19 protein-coding genes and 1 tRNA gene are annotated in these 24,841 nt (G+C 65.0%); 13 read left to right on the top strand and 7 right to left on the bottom strand.

Annotated elements, in window-relative coordinates:
* The 3 genes from NN5_RS17530 to NN5_RS17520 all read left to right on the top strand — a co-directional run bounded on the left by NN5_RS17530 (position 1) and on the right by NN5_RS17520 (position 7,199).
* Entirely contained in the window at positions 1–537 is a 537-nt protein-coding gene (locus tag NN5_RS17530) for a virion core protein, T7 gp14 family (protein ID WP_067736248.1), read from the top strand.
* Between the two features lie 205 nt (positions 538–742).
* Positions 743–6,850: an LPD22 domain-containing protein gene (locus NN5_RS17525; RefSeq protein WP_157081193.1), complete on the top strand. Its 6,108-nt coding sequence runs from the start codon at positions 743–745 to the stop codon at positions 6,848–6,850.
* Positions 6,851–6,971: 121 nt separating this feature from the next.
* Complete coding sequence (locus NN5_RS17520) at positions 6,972–7,199, top strand: hypothetical protein (protein ID WP_169801011.1); 228 nt, start codon at positions 6,972–6,974, stop codon at positions 7,197–7,199.
* On the opposite strand, the gene NN5_RS17515 is transcribed toward NN5_RS17520, so the two are convergent.
* Positions 7,193–7,570: a hypothetical protein gene (locus tag NN5_RS17515; RefSeq protein ID WP_067736240.1), complete on the bottom strand. Its 378-nt coding sequence runs from the start codon at positions 7,568–7,570 to the stop codon at positions 7,193–7,195. The genes NN5_RS17520 and NN5_RS17515 overlap by 7 nt on opposite strands.
* A gap of 89 nt (positions 7,571–7,659) precedes the next feature.
* Positions 7,660–7,736 (bottom strand) — tRNA-Arg (locus NN5_RS17510).
* Positions 7,737–7,837: 101 nt separating this feature from the next.
* Here NN5_RS17510 and NN5_RS17505 point away from each other — a divergent pair.
* Together NN5_RS17505 and recF are read left to right on the top strand one after the other, a co-directional pair.
* Complete coding sequence (locus tag NN5_RS17505) at positions 7,838–8,632, top strand: queuosine precursor transporter (RefSeq protein WP_067736237.1); 795 nt, start codon at positions 7,838–7,840, stop codon at positions 8,630–8,632.
* A 47-nt stretch (positions 8,633–8,679) separates the two neighbouring features.
* Entirely contained in the window at positions 8,680–9,810 is a 1,131-nt protein-coding gene (gene recF, locus NN5_RS17500) for a DNA replication/repair protein RecF (RefSeq protein ID WP_067736234.1), read from the top strand.
* A gap of 7 nt (positions 9,811–9,817) precedes the next feature.
* On the opposite strand, the gene NN5_RS17495 is transcribed toward recF, so the two are convergent.
* Positions 9,818–10,564 carry an arylesterase gene (locus NN5_RS17495; RefSeq protein ID WP_067736297.1) on the bottom strand — a complete coding sequence of 249 codons (747 nt, stop codon included), beginning with the start codon at positions 10,562–10,564 and terminating at the stop codon, positions 9,818–9,820.
* A 37-nt stretch (positions 10,565–10,601) separates the two neighbouring features.
* Here NN5_RS17495 and NN5_RS17490 point away from each other — a divergent pair, with 37 nt between their 5' ends.
* Together NN5_RS17490 and NN5_RS17485 are read left to right on the top strand one after the other, a co-directional pair.
* A complete protein-coding gene (locus tag NN5_RS17490; protein WP_067736231.1) occupies positions 10,602–11,327 on the top strand; it encodes an ABC transporter ATP-binding protein in 726 nt (241 codons plus the stop codon).
* 141 nt (positions 11,328–11,468) lie between these two features.
* Entirely contained in the window at positions 11,469–13,988 is a 2,520-nt protein-coding gene (locus NN5_RS17485; protein WP_067736230.1) for an ABC transporter permease, read from the top strand.
* On the opposite strand, the gene NN5_RS17480 is transcribed toward NN5_RS17485, so the two are convergent.
* The 3 genes from NN5_RS17480 to NN5_RS17470 all read right to left on the bottom strand — a co-directional run bounded on the left by NN5_RS17480 (position 13,989) and on the right by NN5_RS17470 (position 18,007).
* Positions 13,989–14,474, bottom strand: a complete 486-nt coding sequence (locus tag NN5_RS17480) for an RDD family protein (RefSeq protein WP_067736227.1) — start codon at positions 14,472–14,474, stop codon at positions 13,989–13,991.
* A 214-nt stretch (positions 14,475–14,688) separates the two neighbouring features.
* Complete coding sequence (locus NN5_RS17475) at positions 14,689–15,144, bottom strand: DUF805 domain-containing protein (RefSeq protein ID WP_067736224.1); 456 nt, start codon at positions 15,142–15,144, stop codon at positions 14,689–14,691.
* A 169-nt stretch (positions 15,145–15,313) separates the two neighbouring features.
* Entirely contained in the window at positions 15,314–18,007 is a 2,694-nt protein-coding gene (locus tag NN5_RS17470) for a TonB-dependent receptor (RefSeq protein ID WP_084385020.1), read from the bottom strand.
* A 263-nt stretch (positions 18,008–18,270) separates the two neighbouring features.
* On the opposite strand from NN5_RS17470, the gene typA reads away from it, so the two are divergent.
* Both typA and NN5_RS17460 read left to right on the top strand, forming a co-directional pair.
* Positions 18,271–20,103, top strand: coding sequence for a translational GTPase TypA (typA, locus tag NN5_RS17465; RefSeq protein ID WP_067736221.1), 1,833 nt, complete (start codon positions 18,271–18,273; stop codon positions 20,101–20,103).
* 97 nt (positions 20,104–20,200) lie between these two features.
* Complete coding sequence (locus NN5_RS17460) at positions 20,201–20,833, top strand: YitT family protein (RefSeq protein WP_245656585.1); 633 nt, start codon at positions 20,201–20,203, stop codon at positions 20,831–20,833.
* Between the two features lie 223 nt (positions 20,834–21,056).
* Here the strand turns inward: NN5_RS17460 and NN5_RS17455 are convergent, their stop codons facing one another.
* Complete coding sequence (locus tag NN5_RS17455; protein ID WP_067736215.1) at positions 21,057–21,473, bottom strand: hypothetical protein; 417 nt, start codon at positions 21,471–21,473, stop codon at positions 21,057–21,059.
* 130 nt (positions 21,474–21,603) lie between these two features.
* On the opposite strand from NN5_RS17455, the gene NN5_RS17450 reads away from it, so the two are divergent.
* From NN5_RS17450 to NN5_RS17435, 4 genes are all read left to right on the top strand, one after another.
* Positions 21,604–22,053 (top strand): hypothetical protein, encoded by a 450-nt coding sequence (locus NN5_RS17450; RefSeq protein WP_067736213.1) that lies wholly within the window; start codon positions 21,604–21,606, stop codon positions 22,051–22,053.
* Between the two features lie 194 nt (positions 22,054–22,247).
* Positions 22,248–22,625, top strand: coding sequence for a hypothetical protein (locus NN5_RS17445; RefSeq protein WP_157081191.1), 378 nt, complete (start codon positions 22,248–22,250; stop codon positions 22,623–22,625).
* Between the two features lie 302 nt (positions 22,626–22,927).
* The gene (locus NN5_RS17440) at positions 22,928–23,464 is read left to right on the top strand and encodes a hypothetical protein (protein WP_067736208.1); all 537 of its coding nucleotides are present in this window, start codon (positions 22,928–22,930) and stop codon (positions 23,462–23,464) included.
* Positions 23,465–23,678: 214 nt separating this feature from the next.
* A complete protein-coding gene (locus NN5_RS17435) occupies positions 23,679–24,830 on the top strand; it encodes a glycosyltransferase family 4 protein (protein ID WP_067736205.1) in 1,152 nt (383 codons plus the stop codon).
* The last annotated feature ends 11 nt before the right edge of the window (positions 24,831–24,841 follow it).

Here is a 24,841-nt window from a genome sequence, read left to right as displayed (position 1 = left end):
ATGTGCGGCCCTGCTCTTCCCATCATCGCAGCCGGCATGGCCGCCGCCAGTGCCGGCGTCGGTGCGCTGGCCGCCAATGCGCAAGCGCGGTTTCAGGCGAAGGTCGCCGAGCGTAACGCCGGCATGGAGCGCGAGGCCGGGCTGCAGGAGCGGGAAAACACGCGGCAAGCGGCGCTGGATCACTATCGTAAGATCGGTCAGCTTAAGGGGGCGGAGCGCGCTCGGGCCGCAGCGGCTGGCGTCAGTGTGGACTTCGGAACGGCCGCGCAGGTGGTGGACGATACAGAGATGCTGGGCCGCGAGGACGTGAACCGGATCTACCAGCAGGGCTACCAGAACCTGCGCGGGCACGACATCGCCGCTTCGAACTACAAAGGGCAGGCTTCGGCGTCGCGGCAAGAGGGTACGGCTGCGCTGGTGAAGGGCGTCTTCGATATGGGCTCATCGATCCTTGGCGGTGCGAAGCAGTACGGCAATCTGAAGCCGGATACGCTGCCCAAGGCCAGCGGCACGGTCTACGGCTTCGGGAACGGCTGAGGTGCTAAAGGTCCCGCAGCTTACAACGCTGGAACGCTTGCGTGGGTTCGCCATCGAGCACCAGCAGCAAGCCAATACAGAGGCTCGTACATCTCCTGCAGGATCAGAGCGTCGTGCAGCAAGAATCTACCCAGATCCGCAAACTGCGGAAGCATTGCGAGTGTTGGCCTCGCCGAACTGGCGGAAAGTGCTGGGAGAATAACCAATGCCAACCCCATTCCCCGAACTGGCTCCCTATCTTCCCGGCGCCCAGCCGCCGCGCCAACCATCCACGTTCAAGGCTCCCAGCACGTGGCTAGATCGAGAGATGGAGCGTCAACGCGATGAGCGAATCCGCGATGGGCTGTTTTCTGCTCCGGCACCCGATGAGGTAGCCCGGACCGAAAAGGCGGCAAGCGACATCGGCTCGAGCGTTCTCGATGTTCGCGGCAGTGAGGAGTATGCGGAAAAGGCATTTCGTGCCCGCCAGCTTGCAGATTTGACGCTGACGGCGCCAGCATTTGGGCAATGGGCAGAGAATAACCCGCGCGGCGTAGCGATGGCAGCGGACGACTATTCGTCGCTGCGCAAGATCACCAACGCCTTCGATCCGGAAGAGCTTGGGCGCGGCTGGGCCATCAAGGCGACGCCGGAAGTCGCGCCAACGCTGGTCAATTCCCTGAAGGGCATCTGGTCCAGCCTTGTTGGTGGCTTCGAGCAGATGAATTCCGGCATCAAGCTCGCGATGGGCGATTGGCTGGGCAAGCCGTCCTACGTCAGCGATGCGAGCTGGAAGGCCTCGCAGGATATGGCGTTGCGCGATATTCGGAGGCAACAGGCACGCGTTGAGGGCGCGCGTCCGGCGTTCAAGTCCTGGTACACGTCGGATCTCTACGGCGGCGCATCATCGTTCGCGCAGATGGTTCCGGCACTGGCAGCTTCGGTGGCGACGCGGTCGCCTTATCCGGCCGTGATGATCGCTGGCATCCAAACCGGCGCGCCCGCCTATGCCAAATACCGTGAGCGCGGCGGCAGCGTGCGAGAAGCCACCCTCGGCGCGAGTATCGAGGGCGGTGCGGAGGCGGCATTCGAACTGCTGCCGATGGGCACGCTCGCCAAGCGCTTCGGAGCCGATAAGCTGGGTTCCTTCGCGGGCAGATATCTGGCCGAGGAAATGGCCACGGAGCAGCTGACGACGCTGGTGCAGGACGCGGCCGACACTGCCATCGCCAATCCGGACAAGACGTGGCAGCAATATTGGGAAGAGCGGCCAGTCGCAGCCCGGGAGACCGCCGTGGCGGTCCTCTTCAGCTCCGGAATTCTCGCGGGCGCCCACCGGCTGGCGGCCCGCTCCAGCCGCCGCGAGGATATGCGCCTGCGTGCCCAGGCGGAGGGGCATTTCCTTGACGCGCTTGCGGATGGGGCGGAGGGCTCGAAGCTGCGCCAGCGTTCGCCCGGCACGTTCAAGGCGATGCTCGACAAGCTGACCGATGGCATGGTGGCTGACCGCGTTTACATTCCGGCCGATGCCATTCGCGCTTTCCAGCAATCGGAAGGCTTCGAGGACAACGACTTCTGGCGACGCCACGAGGATGACATCCGCGAGGCCGAGGCAACCGGCGGCGATGTCGTCCTGCCGGTGTCCGAAGCGATTACGCATCTTTCCGACAAGGGCGCGTGGAATGCGCTGCGCGATGATATGCGCTTGTCGCCGGGTGGCCTCTCTCGCGCCGAATCCTCCGCGCTCGGGGATGAACGCGCCATCATGGAAGCCCAGATGGAGGACCTTGTCGCCTCCCGCGCCAACGATGCCCGCTCGCGCCTCTTTGCGGTCGCGTATCAGAAGCTCGTCGATGCCGGCACGGCGCCGGGTGTTGCCCGCGTGCAGGCCGAGCTCGTCTCGCACCACTATTCGGCTCGCGCCGATCGGCTAGAACAGGCCCTTACGGGCGGCGAGTTCAACCACGTGGAAATCCACCAGGTGCTCCCCGAGAAGATGCGCGCTGCGGCGAAGGCCGATGCGACAGACCTCGTCATCAACGCGCTGCGGATCGGCAAGCCTGCGTCTGGCAAGGCCGGGCCGAGCCTGATCGAGTGGGCGGTGCAGCGCGGCGGCATCAACGATACGGGCGGCGATCTCAAGGCGGTCGGCCTCGACCAGTGGCACCGGCTGAAGCCGTTCCGCCGCCGGGCCATCCGTGATTTCGATCCAGCCGCAGCGGCTGGCAGCATCAGCGGGGCTGGTGACTATGGCCTCGATTCCACGCTGCGCGCCGCGATCTCAGAGGGCTTCTTCCCGGAACTGGCGGGCCAGTCCGATCAGACATACGGCAAGGACAGCGCCGATCCGCAGATCCTGATCGATGCGATTGCGTCCGAACTGGCGGGGACCCCGCGCTATGCAAACCCGGTCGTTCCTGACGCGATCCGGGAGGCGGCTGTCGAGCTGGAGCAGATGCTCACCGAAGCGGGCCGTGATCCAGCCGCCATGAGCGATGCCGACATTCGTGGCTTCCTGAAGCGGTACGATCGCGGCGACGCGGCTGGACGGTCTTACCGCAGCGGGGAGCGCGGGAGGATTTCCTTCACCGAAGACGGCAAAGCGATCATTCAGCTGTTCCGCAGTGCCAATACGTCTACCTTCATCCACGAAGCGGCGCACATGTGGCTTGAAGAGCTTCGCGACGATGCCGGGACCGAGAACGCACCGCAGGGCGTGAAGGATAGCTGGACGGCTGTGCGCGCCTGGTTCGCAGCGAATGGCCATCCTCTGACCGAGGCAGGCTCGATCCCGGTCGAAGCACATGAGATGTGGGCGCGTGGATTCGAGCGCTACATCATGGAGGGCAAGCCGCCGTCGCAGGGGCTGGCCGGGGCGTTCGAGACGATGCGCAGCTGGCTTGTCGGGCTGTATCGGCGCGTCGCAAACCTGAAGGCGCCTATCACTGACGAAATCCGTACCGTGATGGACCGGCTTCTCGCCTCCGATGACGAGATCGCGGACGCTCGCAGTGAGCAGGGCCTCGATGCCACGTTCGCCAATCCAGCACAGGCAGGCATGACGGACGCGGAATTCGCTGCCTATATGGACCTTGTCGCGTCGGCGAAGTCGTCGGCGAACACCGAATTGCTCGGCCGGGTGATCGGGCGCCTGAAGGCAGTGGAGACGCAGCGCTACAAGGATCAGGAGGCGGAAGTCCGCAGTGAGGTGATCCGCGCCGTCGATCTGCGGCCACCATTCCGCGCGCTCGACCTGGTGCGCTCGTCGCCTCTGAACAAGCAATGGATCATCGACCGGTTCGGCCTCGATGCGGTCAAGCTCATGCCTGCCGGTGTCCCATCGTCGATCAAGGACGGTGGCGCTCATCCCGACACAGTGGCGGAAGCCGCCGGGATGACGAACGGGCGCGAGCTTGTCGAGGTGCTGATGGGCCTTGAAAAACGCCGCCGCGAGATGCGTGAGGCGGGCGACAAGCGGTCTGTGCGTGAGGCGACGATCGCGGCCGAGGTGGATGAGGTCATGGCCGAACGCTACGGCGATCCGTTCTCGACCGGCCAGATCGAGGAGGAGGCGCTCGCCGCCGTCCACAACGACATGCAGGGGGAAGTCCTGGCCGCCGAAGTGCGCGCACTGGCCCGCCGCACCGGCCGTCGCCCCACGCCATATTCGATGGCGCGCGAATGGGCGCGGCGCCGGGTGCGTGCCGGTGACGTCAAGGATCACCTGTCTGGAGCGGCCCTGCAACAGTACCGGCGTGCCGCCGCGTTCAATGCCCGCGCCGCGTTCGAGGCTGTGTCAGACGGCGACATGCTCGCTGCTTTCCAGCACAAACAGGCCCAGCTCGTGAACAATGCACTCGTGCGCGAGGCTCGTGACGCCATGCGGGAAGTCGAGACTGCTGTGAAGCGGCTGGAACGCATCGCAGGGCGCCGCAAGATGGACGGCGTTGCCCAGCCCTATCTTGAGCAGGCTCATGCACTGCTTGAAGAGGTCGACCTGAAAGAGCGTTCGGGCCGCCAGATCGACCGGCAGGAGAGCTATGAGGCGTGGGCCAGTGCGCGCGAGGACGAAGGCCATACCATGGCCGTGCCCAAGTCGTTTGCGGCCACGATCGGGAAGACGAACTGGACGCGGCTGTCGGCGGAGAACCTGCTCGGTCTCGACGATGCCGTGAAGCAGATCATCCACCTTGGCCGCCTGAAACAGACGCTGATCGACAACAACGAGCAGCGCGAGCTCGATAAGGTGGTCGGCGAAGCCCTGACCACGATCGAACGCTTGCCGCTCAGGAAGGTGCGCTCGTTCGAGGATCCAACGAAGTGGGACGACATCAAGTCGGGCGTCGTGGGCGCCGCGGCGTCTCTCCTCAAGATGGAGCAGGTTTTTAAGCGGCTGGATGGGGGCAAGCACGGCGCCTTCAACCGCGTCGTGTTCGAGCCCATTTCCGAAGCCCAGGCGCGCGAGCACACCATGATGAAGGACTTCCTGGGCAAGCTCGACGCACACATGAAGGCGGTGCCGAAAGCGATCGTCGATAGCTGGAACGACCAGATCGAGATTAGCGAGTTGTACGATCCGCGCACCCGGGCACCGATGAAGGGCCCGCGCAGCCGCCTGATCTCGATCGCGCTGAATTTCGGGAATGAGAGCAACGCGGAAAAGCTGACCGGCGGCTACGGCTGGGACCCGGTGCGGGTGCAGGACGTGCTCAACCGCGAGCTGTCGGTAGAGGAATGGCGCTACGTCCAGAACGTGTGGGACACGATCGATTCGCTCTGGCCGCAGATCGAGAGCCTGGAGCGCCGCGTGAATGGCATCGTGCCCGACAAGATCCGGGCCCGGACACTGTCGACGCCGGCTGGCATGCTTCGCGGCGGGTATTTCCCCGTCGTCTACGATCCAGTGCGCAGCAGGACGGCAGGCGAACATGCAGGCAAAGCCGAAGGGCGCCTGTTCGAGGACAATTACTCGAAGCCCGGCACGTCGCGCGGCTTCACCAAGGAACGCGTGAAGGTTGAGCGGCCGATCCTGCTATTTCTCGACGTGATCAACCGGCACGTCGCCGAAGTGATCCACGACCTGACGCACCGTGAGGCCGTGATGCAGGGCTGGAAGTTCCTGAGCGACAAGCGTGTGCTCGATGCGGTCGACGAGACCATGGGCAAGCATATCTCGGGCTTGTTCCGGCCGTGGCTGCAGCATGTGGCGAACGAGTGGTCCTATGACCGCGCGGGTGTCGGCGATCTCGAGAAGTTCATGCGGGCAGCCCGGCGCAACACGACGTTTGTCGGCATGGCCTACCGAATCGGCACAATGATCGCTCAGGTCGGCGGCTATGTGCAGTCGGTCGAGCGGATCGGGCCGAAGTGGTTGGCCGTGGGCCTCAATGTCTCGCTGCGCAACCCTCGAGCGGCGAACGCCTTTGCCATGGAACGGAGCCATGAACTGGCCAGCCGGTTCGAGCAGCTCGACCGCGATGTGCGCGAGAATGCACGGCGCTACGCCGGCCGAACTGATCTTGCCGCGATGGCGCATCGCTATGCCTATGCGGGCATCGGTGCTTTCGACCGGCTGGTCGCGGTCCCGACATGGCTCGGCGCCTACAACAAGGCCATTGCAGCTGGGATGGAAGAAGCCCAGGCAATCCACGAGGCCGACAGTGCGGTGCGGGAATCTCAGGGCTCAGGCGCTGCGAAGGATCTTGCCGCCATTCAGCGAGGCCGGGGGCCGTCCGGCGAGCTCGGCAAGGCGTTGACCATGTTCTACAGCTTCCAGAGCGCCAACTACAACCGCATGGTCGATCTGGCATGGGATGCCGGCGACGCCTGGCGCGCCCGCAAGCCGCAGATGATTCCGGAGCTCGCTGCGCGTGCGATGTTGATCACGGTGGTTGCGCCGGTCCTAGGTGCGCTTCTCTCCGGTCAGGGGCCCGACGACGACAATGAGGAGGGCTGGACGGAATGGGCGCTGAAACAGTCGGTCTACAACATCGCAGCCCCGATTCCCTTCCTGCGCGACGTCGTGCCGGTCGTCGTCAAGAAGGCCTCGGGCGATCGTGCATTCGGCTATCGCTTCACGCCCATGGCCGGTGTTGGCGAATCGCTCGTGAACGTGGCTGGCGATGTTCGCAAGGTCGCGGAAGGTAAGGAGACGACGCGCGCGACGCGCAACGCGCTGGAGGCGGCTGGATACATGACGGGTCTCGTGCCTGGGCAGGGTGCGGCTACGGCGCAGTTCTTCGTCGACGTGATGTCTGGGACAGCGGAGCCAAAGAGCGCCAAGGACTGGTGGGACGGTCTAAAGACGGGCAAGATCGCCGAGGAGCAGCGATAGGGGAAGTCCAATGCACGTTCGGCCATTTCTGCGATACGGATCATGTTTCTTGGCGGGAGTGCTGGCCGCGGGGACCGTCCATGCGGCGCCGATCTTCGGCCCAAAAGGCGCATTTTCAACGTTGATCTACACGTTGAAGTACGATCCGAGCCGGTCCTGCTACAAGCCGTCCAAGCCCTACAGCGATGACAAGTTCGCCTGGGACCAATATCGCGCCAGCGCGAAGGACTACCTTGAGTGCCTGAAGAATGCCGCGTCGAGCGATATCGACTATGCTTCGGAGGTGATCGCCGACGGATACGAGAAAGCGGTCAGCGACTTTCTTGACGAGATCAAGCGGCGCTACTGACGCAGCACAACCGTAGCGGAGGCTTCGCTGCGTACGACGACCTTGCCGCTCGAGCGTGAACCGGCACCACAACCACGAGGGACATGCAATGCCGTGGTATGCTGGCTAGGTGCCTTCGCTGTCCACTTGCCCGACGCGCAGATCTGCACGCGTCTGAACCGCTGAAAGCGGATAACTTTCACAAGGCCGCGCTGCTCCAGCCGCTTCACTGCCATCGGCGCCGTGCTTCCCGACGAGCAACCGATGAGCATCTCCAGATCGAGATTGAGCGGGCAAGGTTCTCCGGCATCAGCGGCCCGGCACAGTTCGCCGTAAACGACGGTTTCGGCCGGTGTCATCGGCAGGTGCGCGCGCGGATTCGTCGTTCGCATGGTCGATCCCCTTCGAAGCGGATCAGTTACCTATACGTTACCTAGTCCATTTTGGGAGTTACCATTTTCCGGAAAAAACGGCGAAAAACTGGCGCGCCCGGCAGGGTTCGAACCTGCGGCCCCAAGCTTAGAAGGCTCGTGCTCTATCCAGCTGAGCTACGGGCGCGCGCGGCGCCTCCCATAGCGTGGTTCTCAGCCCACGCAAACCGGGAGTAGGCCGCAACTTGTGCTTTGCGCCGTGGCCAAGCCGCGTTACCCAAGACATCCATGAGCGATCAGCACCTCTCCCGTATCGACGGCCGGACCGGCGGCCGCCGCCATTTCCGCTATTTCGACTATGTGATGGTCGCCTTCGTGGTGATCCTGCTGCTCTCGAACCTGATCGGGGCGGCCAAGCAGGCGCAGATCACCGTGCCGGTGCTAGGCACGGTCAATTTCGGGGCGGGCGTGCTGTTCTTCCCGATTTCCTACATCATCGGCGACGTGCTGACCGAAGTCTATGGCTATGCCAATGCCCGCCGGTGCATCTGGGCGGGCTTTTTCGCCCTGCTGTTCATGGTGGTGATGAGCCTTGTCGTGGTGAACATCCCGGCAAACCCCGAATGGGCGCTCGCCTCGGCCACTTACACGATCGAGGGGCAGCAGGTGACGGCGCCCAATCAGGCGGCCTACTATTCGATCTTCGGCCAGACCCCGCGCATCGTCTTTGCCTCGCTGGTGGCGTTCTGGGCGGGCGAATTCGTCAATTCCTTCGTGCTCGCGCGGATGAAAGTGATGACGCAGGGCAAGTACCTGTGGACCCGCACGATCGGCTCGACGGTGTTCGGCGAAGGCGTCGACAGCGCCCTGTTCTATCCGCTGGCGTTCCTGGGCGTGCCCGGCTTTTCGCTGCATCTGGTGCTCATGCTCTCGCTGACCCAGTGGATCATCAAGACCCTGTGGGAAGTGGTGCTGACGCCCGTTACCTATATCGTGGTCGGCTTCCTCAAGCGGCGCGAGGGCGTGGACGTCTATGACGACGACATCGATTTCTCGCCCTTCGCCAAGACGCAATCGGTGTGACGCCACTGTGGCATTGACGCGGCGGAGCGGCTAGCACCGCGCCACCCATGCTCGACCGCATTCTCCTGTCCCGTTTCCGCAACCACCGCGAGACCGCGGTGGAAGGCACGGCGCAGTTCAACCTCCTGGTGGGCGAGAACGGCGCGGGCAAGACCAATGTGCTCGAAGCGATCAGCCTGCTCGCGCCCGGCCGGGGCCTGCGGCGCGCGGCGCTGGCGGACATGCCGGGACAGGCCTTCGATGGCGGTTTTGCCGTGAGCGCGGCCCTGGCCGTGCCCGGCGGCGATCCGGTGCGGCTCGGCACCGGGGTGCTGCCCGGGAAGCCGGGGCGGCGCCTGGTGCAGATCAACAGCGCCGAGGCCCCGGCGGTGCGGCTGGCCGAGTGGCTCTCGATCGGCTGGCTGACCCCGGCGATGGACCGCCTGTTCATGGACAGTGCCGGAGGCCGACGCCGCTTCCTCGACCGGCTGGTGCTGGCGGTGCGGCCCGATCACGCGGGCCATGCCACCCGCCTCGAAAACGCCCTGCGCGAACGCAACCGGCTGCTGTCCGAGGAGCGGATGCCCGATCCGCGCTGGCTCGATGCCATCGAGATGCAGATCGCCGAGGCCGGCGCAATGGTTGCAAGCGCCCGCGCCGACATGATCGTGCGGCTCGATGCCACGCTGGCAGCCCTGCCGGATTCGCCCTTCGCGCGCCCCTCGCTCGCCTACCAGCCCGGCGGGCCGCTGGAGGCCGGGGCGCTGGCAGAGGCCCTGCGCGAAAGCCGTCCGCGCGACCGGGCCGCGCAGCGCACTCTCACCGGCCCGCACCGCGACGAACTGGCCGTCACCATGGCGGGCAAAGGCCAGCCCGCCGCCGAATGCTCGACCGGCGAGCAGAAGGCGATGCTGATCGCGATCACGCTCGCCCACTCGCAGGTTCTGGAAAATGGCGGCGAGGACCGCCCGCGCCTCTTGCTGCTCGACGAAGTGGCCGCGCATCTCGATCCCGTGCGCCGCGAAGCGCTGTTCGACCGCCTGCGGGCCGGCTCCGCGCAGATCTGGCTGACCGGAACGGAAACCGCGCCGTTCGAGGCGATCCTCGGGGAAGCGGCGGTATGGGAAGTCAGCGGCGGGACGGTGCGGCGGATTTCACCACCCCCAACCCCCTCCTCTAAAGAGGAGGGGGCACCATAGCGCGATCCTAAGCCCCCTCCTCTTTAGAGGAGGGGGTTGGGGGTGGTGCCGCGCCATCATCACGTTTCGGCAGCGCATCCGCCACATCGTCCACCGTCGCCGAAACGATCGCGTCCACCCCGATGGCTGTCGGGTGCATATGGTCCTGCTGCACCAGATCCGGCTTGTCGATCACCGGCTGCAGGAAGAAGGGCACCAGCACCGCGCCGTATTTCTGCGCGAGCTGCGGATAGATCGGGTTGAACTTGGCCGCATAGTCCTTGCCCAGATTGGGCGCGGCCAGCATACCCAGCAGCATCGCCCTGATATGCTCGTCCGACAGCTTCTTCAGGATCGCATCGAGGTTCTGGCGCGTCTGTTCGGGCGGCAGGCCGCGCAGCATGTCGTTGCCGCCCAGGCTGATGATGACCAGTTCGGGCTTTTCCGTCTGGCTCCCCAGCGTGAAGTCGAGCCGTTCCAGCCCGGCCGCCGTGGTATCGCCGGAGACGCCCGCATTCGTGATCCGCGCATTGACGCCGCGCGCGCGCAGCGCCTGCTCCAGCCGCGCGGGGTAGGATTCGCCGTCGTTCAGCCCATAGCCCGCGAGCAGCGAATCCCCGAAGGCGAGGATCGGCCGCTCCGGCCCCATGACCGGGATCGCGGGCGGCGCATCGAGCGCGCTTTCGGTCTGTTCCGGCGGGGGCGGCGCCGCCTTTTCGCAGGCGGTCAGGGCCAGAACGGGCAGCGCCAGCAGCGCAAGGCGGGCAAGACGCAATGGAATCTCCTTGTAGGACCGCGTGTTGCCACCCAATATGGAGGGAGTGACACGCCTTTCCCAGCCCCCCGAACATGCCGTCCTTGCCCGCGACTTGCGCCTCACGCTGGGCAGCGGCGGCAGCGCGGTCGAAATCCTCAAAGGCATCGACCTTGCCGTGCCGCAGGGCCAGACGCTGGCGCTGCTGGGGCCTTCGGGCTCGGGCAAGAGCTCGCTGATGTCGGTGCTCTCCGGCCTCGAACGCGCGACATCGGGCACGCTTTCGGTGGCAGGGCAGGACTTTGCCGGGATGGACGAGGACGCCCTGGCCCGCGCCCGGCGCGGCCGCATCGGCGTGGTGCTGCAGGCCTTCCACCTGCTGCCGACGATGACCGCGCTGGAAAACGTGGCGACGCCGCTCGAACTCGCCGGCATGGCGCAGGCGCGCGAGCGGGCCGAGGCGGAGCTGGCGGCGGTTGGCCTCGGCCACCGGCTGACGCACTATCCCTCCCAGCTTTCCGGCGGCGAGCAGCAGCGCGTGGCGATTGCCCGCGCCCTTGCCCCGCGCCCCTCGCTGGTCTTTGCCGACGAGCCGACCGGCAATCTCGATGCGAAGACGGGCGCGGCAGTCATCGAACTGCTCTTCGCCCGCCGCGCCGAGGCCGGGGCGACCTTGCTGATCATCACCCACGACGAACATCTCGCGCGCCAGTGCGAACGCGTGGTGTCGCTGGCGGACGGCAGGATCGCGAGTGACAATGGTGCGTGTGTCAGCGGTGCGTAATGTCCTCCCCGGCACGGGGAGGGGGACCGCCCGAAGGGTGGTGGAGGGGATTCGCGCCCTCACGCAAGGTTCCGCCTGGACGAGACTCCCCTCCACCATGCTGCGCATGGTCCCCCTCCCCGTGCCGGGGAGGACAGCTGCGTGACTCTCCCCTGGCGCACCGCCTGGACGATTGCCCGGCGCGATCTTTCGGCGCGGTTCCGGGGGCTGCGACTGCTGCTGGTCTGCCTGTTCCTCGGCGTCGGCGCGATTGCGGCGATCGGCACGCTGACCGGCTCGATCGAACGCGAGCTGGGTTCGCGCGGACGGCAGATCCTGGGCGGCGACATCGAACTGCGCGTCTGGCAGCGCGGGCTGACCGAGGCTGAGCTGGCCGCGATCCGGCCGCTGGGCGAAGTCTCGCCGGGCTTTCGGATGCAGGCGATTGCGAGCAAGGGCGATCTCACCGCCCCGGTCGCGCTCAAGGCCGTGGCCGGCGACTGGCCGCTCTATGGCCGGCTGGAGCTGACCGACGGACGCAGCGTGGGCGCACCTCCTGAAGGCACGGTGTGGATCGCGCAAGGGACCGCCGCCCGGCTTGGCATCAAGCCCGGTGATACGTTCAAGATCGGCGGACAGCCCGTTACCGCCGGCGGGATCATCAGGACCGATCCCGAACAGCTGGGCGAAGGCTTCGCACTGGGCGATACCGCGATTGTCCCGCTGGGCCTGCCCCAGCAAGCCGGACTGACGGCACCGGGCGCGATGTACCGCAGCGCGGTGCGGGTGAAATTCAAGGGCAATGCTGATCCGGATGCCGTGGCCAAGCGGCTCGAAGCCCGCTTTCCCGATGCCGGATTCCAGATCCGCACGCGCAACAAGGCCACCCCTTCCACCGAGCGCTTCGTCAGCCGCATGGGCGAGTTTCTGGTGCTGGTAGGTCTCGCCGCGCTGGTGATCGCCGGAATCGGGATCGGCGGAGGCGTATCGTCCTATCTGGAGGCGCGGCGCAATTCGATCGCCACGCTCAAGGTGCTGGGCGCCACCAGCGGGGACATCGCGCGGATCTATATCCTGCAAGTCGGTGCGGCGGCGCTGGCGGGAAGCCTTGCGGGCCTGCTGGCAGGCGTGCTGATCACGCCGCTGCTGGCCAGTGCCTTGGGCACGCTGCTGCCGGTGAGCGCCGGCTTCACGGTCTCGCCATGGGCGCTGGCGACAACGGCGGCTTATGGCCTGCTGGTGGCCCTGGTCTTTGCCGCGCCGCCGCTGGTGCGCGCGCGCAGCTTTCCGGCGATGGCGCTGATGCGCGCCCGCGTCGCGCCGCTGGCAGCGGACCGCAAGGCGCTGGCGCTGCCGGTCGGGCTGGGGCTCGCCGCGATCATCGCGCTGGCCTTTGCCAATGCCGCGCAGCCGATGGTGACGGCCGGATTCCTCGCGGGCGCCGCTGTCATGCTCGGGCTGCTCGCGCTGGTGGGGCTCGCCATCCGCACGCTTGCCGCGCGCCTGCCGCGCCCGGCCGATCCGATGCTGCGCGCCGGGCTGGCGAACCTCCACCGCCCCGGCGCCCAGACCGGCGCGCTGGTGACTGCGCTAGGCTTCGGGCTCTCCGCCTTTGTGCTGATCGCCGCGGTGCAGACCAGCCTCGATGCCAATATCCGCAAGACCGTGCCCGCCCGCGCGCCCGATTTCTTCGTGCTCGACGTGCCGCAGGACGGCGCCGCCGCGTTCCGCGACATGGTCGAGCAAACCGTGCCCGGCGCGGTGACGAAGATCGTGCCGAACTTGCGCGGCAAGATCCTGGCCTATGGGCCGAAGGATCACATGACCCGCGTCGCCAGCCTGGGCGACGACCTGCCCGACGGCGCCTGGGCCCTGCGCGGCGAGCGCGGGCTTACTTATTCGGTTGGCGTGCCCGAAGGCAGTTCGGTCGTGTCCGGGAAGTGGTGGCCTGAAATGTACCGGGGCGAACCGCTCGTCTCGCTCGACGAGAAATTCGCCGATGCCGTGGGCCTGAAAGTGGGCGACTACGTGACGGTCGGCGTACTCGGCGTCGAGCGGACCGCGCGGATCGCCGCGCTGCGCCGGATCGACTGGGACACGATGGGCTTCAACTTCGTGCTGGTCTTCTCGCCCAATGCGCTGGCCGATGCCCCGCACCATCTGGCCGCGACTATCGAAGTGCCGCCCGGCGTGCCCGCCGCAGGGCTGCTGCCCAAGCTGGCCCGCGCCTTTCCGTCCAGTTCGGTGATCGAGACCGGCGGGCTGCTGCGCGATGCCCGCGCCCTGCTGGACCAGATGTCGGTGGCGATCCTGGCCGCCTCCTCGGTCGCGGTGCTGGCCGGGCTGGCCGTGCTGCTGGGCGCCATTGCCGCCGCGCGCGCGAGCCGGACTTACGACAATGTGATCCTGCGCGTGCTGGGCGCCAGCCGCCGGCAATTGCTCCTGCTGCAGATCGCCGAATACGGCCTGCTCGCGCTCGTTCTCGCCGCCGTAGCCCTTGCCGCAGGCAGCGCGCTCGCCTGGGCGATCATGGTCAAGCTCTTCGAATTCGACTGGCTGCCCGACTGGCCGCGCGTGCTCATGGTGCTCGGCGCGGGTCTGGTGCTGGTTCTGGCCTTCGCGCTGGGCGGCTCGCTCCCGCTGTTGCGGGCGAAGCCGGCCCAGGCGCTCAGGGAATTGTAATCAGCGGAACACGTCCTCGTGCGCGACCAGCGAACGCGGATCGCGGGTCTTCCACACCAGCGTTCCGGCGAGCAGGTCATGCAGGCCCTGCTTGCGCTCGGTGAAAGCGACCATGATATAGCCGATCAGAAGGATAAGGCTCGACAAGATCTTGGCGAAATAGCGGCCTGTGGCGCGCGCGAAGCTGATGCGGTTGCAGTTCAGATCTGTGACAACAAGGCCCACGGCCAGCTTGCCCACCGTCGCTTGCATCGGCGAGCTTTCCATCAATGCAAAATAGAGCCAGGTCATCACGAAGCTGAGACCGACGGTTGTCAGTAGCATTGATGGCGCCACCATACTCTGGTTGGGGTCCATCATCATGCTGGTGCTGATGCCAATACCAATACCGAATACTGCCGAGATGAAACCAAGGCCGATCTGCAAAATGATGGTATCGATAAAATAGGCGATTACCCGCCACCAGAATCCGCCGTAGGGCTGCATGATTTTCCCCTGTTCATGCCCGGCGCGAAGATGCGCGCCGCCAAGTGTTCGAATATCCGGAACAATACTTCATCAAACGCGAACGGCAAGCCGCCGCGATCGCGTCAGAGCAAAGTCTGCCGGTGACGACTCTTCTCCTTTTCGTCATTGCGAACCCGCAGGGCGAAGCAATGACGATGCCAGGGGCCATGAGTTCCAATCAGCGAACGCGATATCACACGAACATCTGCGAACCGGCCGGATCGCGGGGATCCTCCCCGAAGCGGTTCGCGCCCGGCGTTCCCGGCAGGACCATCATCACGAGATAGAAAATGCTCGCGACCCAGCCGATAACTGGGACCATGCCCAGCACCACGAAGGCCAGGCACCACCACCCGCTCATGTCCCGGTCATGCAGGCGGCGCACATTCACGGCCACGCTCGGGACCAGTGTGGCGAGGCTGTACATGCCGAGGATCGCGAAGAAGGCGATCGTCGCGATACCGAGCGAGCCGGCGAATTCGGCGTGCTGGATCAGCGCCCGGTGGGAAAAGCCCGTCGAAAAGGCCAGGCTGACAAGAATCGCCATCACCAAGACGTTCAATACAGCGAAAGACCAGAATTCCTTGCGCCGGGAGCGCCCATGAAAATCGGTATAACGGTAGAACGGCAATATCATGTGTTCGAGCATGATTGAGCCTGTCCTGTCCAGCCCGCGGGGTGCTTCATGATGGGCTAACCGCTTTACATCATGCGGGCAAGAAAAAGGGGCACGCAGCCCCCCGACCGCGCACCCCTTGTGCAGTATGCGTTCCCCGGCGCTTCTCCGGCCACCAGGGTTCGCGTGTCGCGCTCCGCCGTTAGAACCGGTAGCGCGCCGCCACGCCATAAGTGCGCGGCTGGTTAGGATAACCCGAGATCGATCCCGGCTGGGCCGGGCTGTCGAAAATCTGGAGGATCGTGCGGTCGTTGAGCAGATTGCGCCCCCAGACCGACAGTTCGATACCGTTCGCCATCGCATAAGTCAGCGAGGCGTTCACATCGTTGATGTCCTGCTTGAACTCGCGCGCGGCGGCGAGTGCGGCACTGACATCGGCGACATTGCCCGCGGCATCGTAAGTCACGAGACCCGGCAGCCCCTCGACCAGCTTGAAGGGCATTTCATAGTGATAATCGCCGCGCAGGATGATCCGGTCGCCATTGCCCATCTTCTGCACCCATTCGCCCCCGAACGTCACCGACAGCGGCGAGGCCCCGGCCGGACGCGTGCCCGACAGATCGCCGAAAGCCGACAGCAGGAACTTGTCGTACTTGGCATCGAGATAGGTCATCGACAGCGTCAGCGTCAGCGGATCGACCGGCTTGGCCGAACCTTCGAACTCGATGCCGAAGGCGGACTGCTTGCCGGCATTGGCAAGGAAGAAGCCCGAGCCGGTGAAGATGTTCGACTGGAAGTCCTTGATGATCTGCTTGAACACCGCGACGTTCGCCGAAACCAGCCCCCAGTTGGCCTTGAGCCCCGCCTCGTAGACGGTCGAGTTCTCAGGGTTGGCATAGCGGCTGCCCGAGGTCAGGTTGGTCACGGCCAGCCCCTGCGCCCGCAGTTCGACAAGGTCCGCCGGGGTCGGCCGGCTGTCGCGCGAGAGGTTGATCGAGGCCGCCTTGTAGCCGGTCGCGAAGGCTGCATAGAGATTGATCGCCGGGCTCACGTCCCAGGCCACGCGCGCGGTGTAGCTCACGTTGCCGTCGCTGATCCTGCCGTTCTCGACTGCGTTGGGCACGTTCATGAACGGCGGAAAATACTGCAGCGGCTGCAGCGCGAGCAGCGAATTGACCTCCGGGTTGGTGGCATTGGCCGCAGCATAGTTCACGACCGCCTGATAGTAAGGCGCTGTCGCCGGGTTGGTGGCAAAGGCATAGACCGCCGCCGGATCCGACGGATTGACGCCGAGGTTCGCCAGCCCCTGCGCGAAAATCGCGGTCTGGCCGTCCGCCACCAGATCGACGGCGGCAAACGTGTCGTTCGAGGTGGTATTGGTGGCGTAGCGCTTCTTGTCGTGCGTGTAGTTGATGCCGCCCGTCACCGTCAGGCCCGGCGCCACTTCGAAATCGAGCTGGCCGAACACCGACCATGCCTCGTTCTTGACCGCATAGGCTTCGGTCAGTCCGGTGCCCGCCTCGAAGAACTGGCCGACATACTTGGCCGGATTGCCTTCCAGATTACCCAGAATCAGTTCGAGATCGCCGCTGTTGAGGTGGCCGATATTGTTCGCCCCGCCGGTCAGCGACTGCACCAGAAGATCGGCATAAGTCCGCGCATCGCTGCCCCAGTACACTTCGTTGTTCTGGTCGATCTTCTCGTTGAAATAGTAGGCGCCCACCAGGCCGTGCAGCTTGTCGCCCAGATCGAAGTTGGCGCGCAGTTCCTGCGTGAAGGTCTTGATCCTGAGGTCCTGCCAGTTGCGGCCGAGCAGGTCCGCGCTGGAGAAGTCGGAGTCCTGATTGGTCAGCGCATCGGTGCGGCGATAGGCCGTGATCGAGGTCAGCTTGGTGCCGCCCAGATCATAGTCGATCTGCCCCGAAAAGCCCCAGTTCTTGATCTTGTTGGTGCTCTCGAAGTTGTAATAGGCTATGTTGTCGTACTTCTGCGACGGCTGGTTCACCGCCCCGCCCAGCGCAAAGATCGCCATGGTCGGCAGCGCCTGGCGCAAGTTCACGACAGCGCAGCAGTTCTCGTCGATCTTGCCGTAATCGCCGATCAGGCGGACTTCGAGCCCGTCGTGATTGTCGAACAGCATCTGGCCGCGCGCGAACCAGCGGTCACGGTCGTTGGTCCGCTCGCCCGTGGCCAGATCCCTGACGGTGCCGTCACGCTTGTTGAGGCCGCCTGCAAGGCTCACCGCGATCGTGTCGCTGACCGGCCCCGTCACCATGCCTTTCAGCGTGACCGCGTTGTAATTGCCGTAAGTCGCCTCGGCATTGCCGCCGAACGTGAACTGCGGCTTCTTCGTCACGATCGAGATCACGCCCGCGGACGCATTCTTGCCGAACAGCGTGGACTGCGGCCCGCGCAGCACTTCGATGCGCTCCACGTCCGGGAAGTCGGCAATCATCGAGGCCGAGCGCGAGCGGTACACGCCGTCGATGAACAGGCCGACCGAAGGCTCGATCCCGGCATTGTTGGCGCCGTTGCCGAAACCGCGGATGTAGAAATTGGTATTCGCGCTGGACTGCAGCTGGTTCACCCGCAGCGAGGGCACGACCGATTGCAGATCCTTGAGATCGCGGATCTGCGCTTCCTCGATCGTCTTGCCGGTCGTGACCGTGACGGCAACCGGCACGTCCTGCAGCGTCTGCTCGCGCTTGGTCGCCGTGACGATGATTTCGTCGGCGAAGACACCGCTGGCCGGCGCGGGATTGTCCTGCGCCATCGCCTGCGGCGCCCAGACCAGCGCGGCAAGCGCCGCGCCCAGCAACAGTCCGTTGCGCGCACGCGCTGCTTCGAATGCGCCGCCGGCTGAACGCACGGCGGGATTTGCGGAAACACCCTTCATGAGCCCCGTCCCTATCCTGCTCGACTGCCTGTGTCTTTTTCTTGCCAGGCTCGCCGGTTACATTCGGTGTTCTTAGAAACTTCCCCGCCGTTCCACAATCATCTCCGGACAAAAACTGCGGACAAATGGCCACCCTGTGACTGTCCTGCCACATTTCATCCTATGCACGACTGCTTGCCGGAATCGCATGGATCGGCTAAGGGCGCGCCAATTTTGCAGTGCAGCAAAGCCTGTCCGGCTTATCCTCTTTTGAAAGTGAACTGATGTCCGCCCCGCTTCCCCTGCGCAATATCGCGATCATTGCGCACGTCGACCACGGCAAGACCACGCTTGTCGACCAGTTGTTCCGCCAGTCCGGCACCTTCCGCGACAACCAGCGCATTGAAGAACGCGCGATGGACTCCAACGACCTCGAAAAGGAACGCGGGATCACCATTCTCGCCAAGCCCACCTCGATCGAGTGGGAAGGCCTGCGCATCAACATCGTCGACACCCCGGGCCACGCCGACTTCGGCGCCGAAGTGGAACGCATCCTCTCGATGGTCGATGGCGTTGTCCTGCTGGTCGACAGCTCGGAAGGCGCGATGCCGCAGACGAAGTTCGTCACCGGCAAGGCGCTGGGCCTCGGCCTCAAGCCGATCGTCGTCGTCAACAAGATCGACCGTCCTGACGGCCGTGCCGACGAAGTCCTGAACGAAGTGTTCGACCTCTTCGTCAGCCTCGACGCCAACGACGAGCAGCTCGATTTCCCGGTGCTCTACGCTTCGGGCCGCAACGGCTATGCCAGCGATGACATCAATGCCCGCGAAGGCTCGCTGGAGCCGCTGTTCCAGCTCATCCGCGACCACGTTCCGGCGCCCGACCTCGATACCGAGGCGCCCTTCTCGTTCCTCGCGACCCTGCTTGACCGCGACAACTTCATGGGCCGCGTGCTCACCGGCCGCGTCCAGTCGGGCGTGCTCAAGATCAACGACCCGATCCGCGCGCTCGACCGCGACGGCAAGGTGATCGAAACCGGCCGCGCCTCCAAGCTCATGACTTTCCGCGGCCTCGAACGCGTGCCGGTGGAAGAAGCCCGCGCCGGTGACATCATCGCGCTCGCCGGCCTGGAAAAGGCCACTGTCGCCAACACCATCGCCGATCCGCAAGTGACCGAGCCGATCCAGGCCCAGCCGATCGACCCGCCGACGCTCGCCATGCGCTTTGCCGTCAACGACAGCCCGCTCGCGGGCCGTGAGGGCGACAAGGTGACGAGCCGCCTGATCCGTGATCGCCTGATGCGCGAAGCCGAAACCAACGTCGCCATCCGCGTCACCGAAAGCGCCGACAAGGACAGCTTCGAGGTGGCCGGGCGCGGTGAGCTTCAGCTCGGCGTCGTGATCGAAACGATGCGCCGCGAAGGCTTTGAACTCGGCATCTCGCGCCCGCGCGTGCTGTTCAAGGAAGACGAGAACGGCGGCCGCACCGAGCCTTACGAAACCGTGGTGATCGACGTGGACGACGAACACTCGGGCACTGTTGTGGAAAAGATGCAGCGCCGCAAGGCCGAACTGACCGACATGCGTCCGTCGGGCCAGGGCAAGACCCGCATCACCTTCTCGGCCCCCTCGCGCGGCCTCATCGGCTACCACGGCGAGTTCCTCTCGGACACCCGCGGCACCGGCATCATGAACCGCCTGTTCGAGAAGTACGGTCCCTACAAGGGCCAGATCGAAGGCCGCCTCAACGGTGTGCTGATCTCGAACGGTGCGGGCGAGGCCAATGCCTATGCGCTCAACAACCTGGAAGATCGCGGCGTGCTGTTCGTCGCCCCGCAGGAAAAGCTCTACGAGGGCATGATCATCGGCGAGAATGCCAAGCCCGATGACCTCGAAGTGAACCCGATGAAGGCCAAGCAGCTGACCAACATCCGTTCCTCGGGCAAGGACGACGCGATCCGCCTCACCCCTCCGACCGTCAAGACGCTCGAACAGGCCATTGCCTATATCGACGACGATGAAATGGTCGAAGTGACGCCGCAGTCGATCCGCCTGCGCAAGGTTTACCTTGATCCCAACGAGCGCAAGCGCATGAGCCGCAAGAAGGACGCGGCCTGATCCTGGCTGCCCCCTCCCGCAAGAGGGGGCAACGGGGATTGCAAGAACGGGACGGGAGGGGCAGCCTGCCGGGCGTAACCCTCACCGGGAGCTGACCGTGTCTGCCGAATCCGCTTCATCTGCCGAGCCCGCACCGGGTGTGCCGCATACCTGGCTGGAAGACGCCTACGCCCTGTTCGTCGGCACGGTGCAGCTCTCCCTCGGTCTGGTGCTGCTGAAAGCCGCAGGGCTTGCCACCGGCGGCGTCGGCGGGATCTCGCTTGTCCTGAACTACCTGACCGGGCTTCCGGTCGGGCTGTTCTATACGGTCCTGACCCTGCCTTTGCTGGCCCTGACCCTGCGCGCGATGAGCTGGCCGTTCATCGTCAAGACGGTGATTGTCACGCTCGGCCTGTTCGCGATGACGGCTATTGCCGCGCAGACCATCGACATCGGCTGGATCAGCAGGCCGGTGGCCGCGCTGGCCGGAGGCAGCATCATCGGCATGGGCGCTCTTGCCCTGGCGCGCCACGGCGCCGGCTCGGGCGGTTCGGGCGCGATCGTGCTCTGGCTCTACCGCACACGCGGCTGGAACGCCGGGCGCACGCAGATGCTGATTGACGGCTGCGTGCTGCTGTTCTCGCTGGTGGTTTTGGACGTGACCCGCGTTCTCTGGTCCCTGCTCGGCGTGATGGCGACGGGGGGCATCCTCTACGTCTGGCACCGGCCGGGACGGTATACGGGATACTAGGCGGCCTGGACAAATTCTGTCGTGGCCGCAGCGTCAGCTATCCTTCGTTTTTCCGTAGAAACGGACATTCCGGACACGCCGACGTTGCGGACGTTCGGACCACGGTTAGATTAGCCGTATGCTTCGACGCGCCTACCTCCTCGCTTTACTCATGGCTGCTTCGTGCACAGCCAATTCATACGCAGCCATTTCCGACGATGAGCTTCATGCCAAAGCAAAAACGCTAGCGCTTCCACAGCGATACAATTTGTATGTCGAAGTACTGCACTCTCGGATTCCGAGCCGTCCAGTCCTCGCGGATGACGTTGCGGCGCTCGGCCCCAAGGCGTGGAAATATGTCCTTGAAAGAGCACTTAGTGGTGACGCCAAAGAGTTGTCTTCTGCGCTTCCTGCGCTTTCCGCCTTTAAAAGGCGCTGCACTTCCGATGAACTGAATCAACTCCGCTTGCAAACAGATCGTGTCTCCAGCGGTGACATGGCTCGCGCACTGAGAAACTCGATCGATAGCCTCTGCGGCGAAGGTTTGCCCGCTACCGATTAGCGGCAGCCCCCACCTTTCCTTCCATTCGCCCCGCTCGCAGCACCTCCCGATAGCAGCCGTCCAATTTATCCACGCCGCCCAAGGCTGATCGATATTCATACAATTTATCAAAAACCTGAACGAAACCTGCCAGACTTGCTCCGATTCCGTTCAGCCAGGCAGCTCTAGAAAGAACTCAACACGGGACAACGGCTCTTCCCTCCGCCGCCCCGCGAAGGAGTTTCGAACCATGAGCATTTTCAAGAAGGCCGCCCTCGGTACTGCCCTTGCCGCCACCGCGCTTGTCAGCGCCAGCCCGGCCATGGCCCGCGACTATCACCGCGATCATGACAACACCGCCGCCGTCGCCATCGGCGCGGGCGTGATCGGCCTGGCCCTCGGCGCGATCATCGCCTCGTCGGACAACGACCGCCACCGCGACCGCTATTACGACAGCAGCTATGCCTACGGCCCGGCCTATACCAGCGGCTGGTATTACCGCGACGGCTACTACTGGGACCGCGACGGCCGCCGCCACAGCCGCGACGAATACACCCGCCGCTATCGCGGGGACGACTACCGGAACGGAGACAACTACCGGCGCGGCGACGATTACCGCCGGAGCGACGACTACCGCCGGGATGGCGACTACCGCCGGGGTTATTCCAACGACCGCGAGGCCATGCGCCGCGGCTACTGAGCGGCGCATACCCCCTTCAGCCGGGCTTCCTCCCCCGGCTTCCATCGGCGCCCGGCCCTTCCTCCACGGCCGGGCGTCCTTGCATGTGCAGCCACGGACACGAAGCGTGGCTGCTCTTGATCGCCATCAAAGCCCCCTTACCTTTTCCGTGCTGAAAACAGTCCATGCCAATGGGGGCTTCGATGGAGGTAGTTATGAAACGTCCTGTGATCCTGACCTGTCTTGCTGCATCGGTCCTCTCGCTTTCGGCATGTTATGACGGATATGGCAGCCATGTCTCCGTCGGATGGTCCACTTACCCTTACTATGGCTGGTACGATGACTTTTACGGGCCGATCTACGACGGCTATTGGGCCGATAATATCTTCTACTACCGGCTGAGCCCGCAGGACCGCGCGTTCCGGCGCGGCGATCCGCAGCACTTCCGCCGCGAAGAGATGCGTCCGGCAGAGCCCCGGTTCAAGCGCTTCGAAGGCACCCTGCGGCCGCCAGAACAAGGCACGCGGATGCCGCGCTTCGAAGCGCCCCGCAACCAGCCGCGCCAGCAGGACGACCGGCGCAAGCCGCGCTGACACAGTAATTACCAAGGCGCTGAGATGCTGACGCATCACGCCTTGGATTTGCTCAAGCACCGCACGGGCTTAACCAAGTCCCGATGAGTCAAGCTCATCGCGCCTTGGTATGAGCCGGCACGACGAGCTGACACGATAGGGCGTGCCCCTCCCGCGCCGGAGGGACACGCTTCGTCGCCGGTTTGTTACAACTTGCGACAAATTCACCATCGGTTCAGTCCGGACCGTCCACAAACAGGTCTCCACACCGCGCCTGCCGAAACCGCCGTCACCCGGTTGGCCATGGACAAAGGGAGACGCATATGTTGCACAATGGACTGAAATCGATCGCGGCCAGACTTGGCCTCGGCACGGCACTGGCCGCCACCGTGCTTACCTTGACCGCCCCGGCGCAGGCCCGCGACCATTACCGCGGTCACGGCGGTGATGATGCCGCGATCGCCATCGGCGCCGGCATCATCGGCCTGGCCATCGGCGCAGCCATCGCCGACAGCCACGACGACCGGTATTACGACAGCGGCTATTACCCGGCCCGCCGCTACGTGACCGTGCGCGGCTATCCGGGCTACTACTATTACTACGATGGCTATCCGAACCGGTACTACCGCGACCGGTACTACAGCCGCTATTACGCGCCCTATTACCGCGATCGCTGGAGCCGCGGGCGCGACTGGCGCTACGACGGCCGCGACTATTCCCGCGACTACTATCGCGATGGCCGCCGCGACCGGCACGAATATCGCGAAGGTTACCGCGACGGCCGCCATGACGGACGCCATGACGGGTATCGGGACCGGGATGATCGCGGCGGGGAGCATCGCGACTGGCGCCGCCGCTGATCTGCCTCAGCCGTGCCCTGTCCCCTTGGGGCACGGCTGACACCTGGCGGGAGGGCTGATACCAAAACTCCTTGAGCTTGACTCATGGAGTTTTGGTATCAGCCCGTGCGGCGCCTGAGCATTTCCCAAGTCTGATGCGTCAGCATCTCAGGGACTTGGTATGAAACGCAAGCGCTCTCGCCAAGTGCGGCGCGGGAAGCTATGGGGCTCGACGATGGATATTGCCGACCTGCGCATTGCCCTGTTCTCGGGCAACTACAATTACGTTCGCGACGGCGCCAATCAGGCCCTCAATCGTCTGGTCGGCTACCTGCTGCGCCAGGGCGCGCAAGTCCGTGTCTATGCCCCGGTCGTCGCCGAGCCGGCTTTCGAACCGACCGGAGATCTCGTCAGCGTCGGTGCTGTGCCGATCCCGGGCCGCGCGGAATACCGCGTTCCCCTGCGCATCTCCGGCAAGGCGCGGCGCGATCTGGAAGCCTTCGCCCCTAATGTGGTCCACGTCTCCTCGCCCGACCCCGTCGGCCATCAGGCCGTAACCTGGGCGCGCAAGCGGGGACTGCCGGTGCTCGCCTCCGTCCATACCCGCTTCGAGACCTACCTGCGCTATTACAACATGGCCTGGGGCGAGCCGGTGATCGAGGCGATGCTGCGTCGTTTCTACCGCCGCTGCGACGCACTGGTGGCACCGTCCGAAAGCATGGCGCAAGTCCTGCGCGACCAGCGCATGAACTACGACGTCTCGATCTGGTCGCGCGGGGTCGACCGCGAGATTTTCCATTCCGGGCGGCGCGATCTGGAATGGCGCCGTTCGCTCGGCATCGGCGACAATGACGTGGCGGTCGGTTTCCTCGGCCGGCTGGTGATGGAAAAGGGCCTCGACGTCTTCTCCGACACGCTGGACGAACTGCGCCGCAAGGGCGTGGCGCACAAAGTGCTGGTGATCGGCGAAGGTCCCGCGCGCGAATGGTTCGAAGCCCGCCTGCCCGGCGCCGCCTTCGTCGGCTTCCAGCAGGGGGCCGACCTCGGCCGCGCGGTCGCCTCGATGGACGTGCTGTTCAATCCTTCCGTCACCGAGACGTTCGGCAATGTCACGCTGGAAGTGATGGCCTGCGGCCTGCCCGTCGTCGCGGCCGCCGCGACCGGCAGCCAGAGCCTCGTCGACGACCGCGCTTCGGGCCGGCTGATCCCGCCCGGCGCGATCCATCAGTTCGCCGAAGCTCTCAGGGCCTATATCGAAGACCCCGCCCTGCGCGCCGCGCACGGCAGCGCGGGCGAGGCGCGGGCCAGCGAGTTCAGCTGGGACAAGATCAACCAGGCCGTGGCCGATACCTATATCCGCCTGATCCGCCAGCGGACGCGGGGCTGACGAGGAGCTAG

The sequence above is a fragment of the Novosphingobium naphthalenivorans NBRC 102051 genome, from assembly GCF_001590985.1.
GTDB lineage: Bacteria > Pseudomonadota > Alphaproteobacteria > Sphingomonadales > Sphingomonadaceae > Novosphingobium > Novosphingobium naphthalenivorans.
This window is presented reverse-complemented; position numbering and strand designations above follow the sequence as displayed.

Excerpts from the sequence above, each read along its gene's own strand:
- NN5_RS17530 (WP_067736248.1), top strand. The coding sequence starts at position 1 with ATGTGCGGCCCTGCTCTTCCCATCATCGCAGCCGGCATGGCCGCCGCC.
- NN5_RS17525 (WP_157081193.1), top strand. The coding sequence starts at position 743 with ATGCCAACCCCATTCCCCGAACTGGCTCCCTATCTTCCCGGCGCCCAG.
- NN5_RS17515 (WP_067736240.1), bottom strand. The coding sequence starts at position 7,570 with ATGCGAACGACGAATCCGCGCGCGCACCTGCCGATGACACCGGCCGAA.
- NN5_RS17505 (WP_067736237.1), top strand. The coding sequence starts at position 7,838 with ATGAGCGATCAGCACCTCTCCCGTATCGACGGCCGGACCGGCGGCCGC.
- recF (WP_067736234.1), top strand. The coding sequence starts at position 8,680 with ATGCTCGACCGCATTCTCCTGTCCCGTTTCCGCAACCACCGCGAGACC.
- NN5_RS17490 (WP_067736231.1), top strand. The coding sequence starts at position 10,602 with ATGGAGGGAGTGACACGCCTTTCCCAGCCCCCCGAACATGCCGTCCTT.
- NN5_RS17480 (WP_067736227.1), bottom strand. The coding sequence starts at position 14,474 with ATGCAGCCCTACGGCGGATTCTGGTGGCGGGTAATCGCCTATTTTATC.
- NN5_RS17475 (WP_067736224.1), bottom strand. The coding sequence starts at position 15,144 with ATGCTCGAACACATGATATTGCCGTTCTACCGTTATACCGATTTTCAT.
- NN5_RS17470 (WP_084385020.1), bottom strand. The coding sequence starts at position 18,007 with ATGAAGGGTGTTTCCGCAAATCCCGCCGTGCGTTCAGCCGGCGGCGCA.
- typA (WP_067736221.1), top strand. The coding sequence starts at position 18,271 with ATGTCCGCCCCGCTTCCCCTGCGCAATATCGCGATCATTGCGCACGTC.
- NN5_RS17455 (WP_067736215.1), bottom strand. The coding sequence starts at position 21,473 with ATGAATATCGATCAGCCTTGGGCGGCGTGGATAAATTGGACGGCTGCT.
- NN5_RS17450 (WP_067736213.1), top strand. The coding sequence starts at position 21,604 with ATGAGCATTTTCAAGAAGGCCGCCCTCGGTACTGCCCTTGCCGCCACC.
- NN5_RS17445 (WP_157081191.1), top strand. The coding sequence starts at position 22,248 with ATGAAACGTCCTGTGATCCTGACCTGTCTTGCTGCATCGGTCCTCTCG.
- NN5_RS17440 (WP_067736208.1), top strand. The coding sequence starts at position 22,928 with ATGTTGCACAATGGACTGAAATCGATCGCGGCCAGACTTGGCCTCGGC.
- NN5_RS17435 (WP_067736205.1), top strand. The coding sequence starts at position 23,679 with ATGGATATTGCCGACCTGCGCATTGCCCTGTTCTCGGGCAACTACAAT.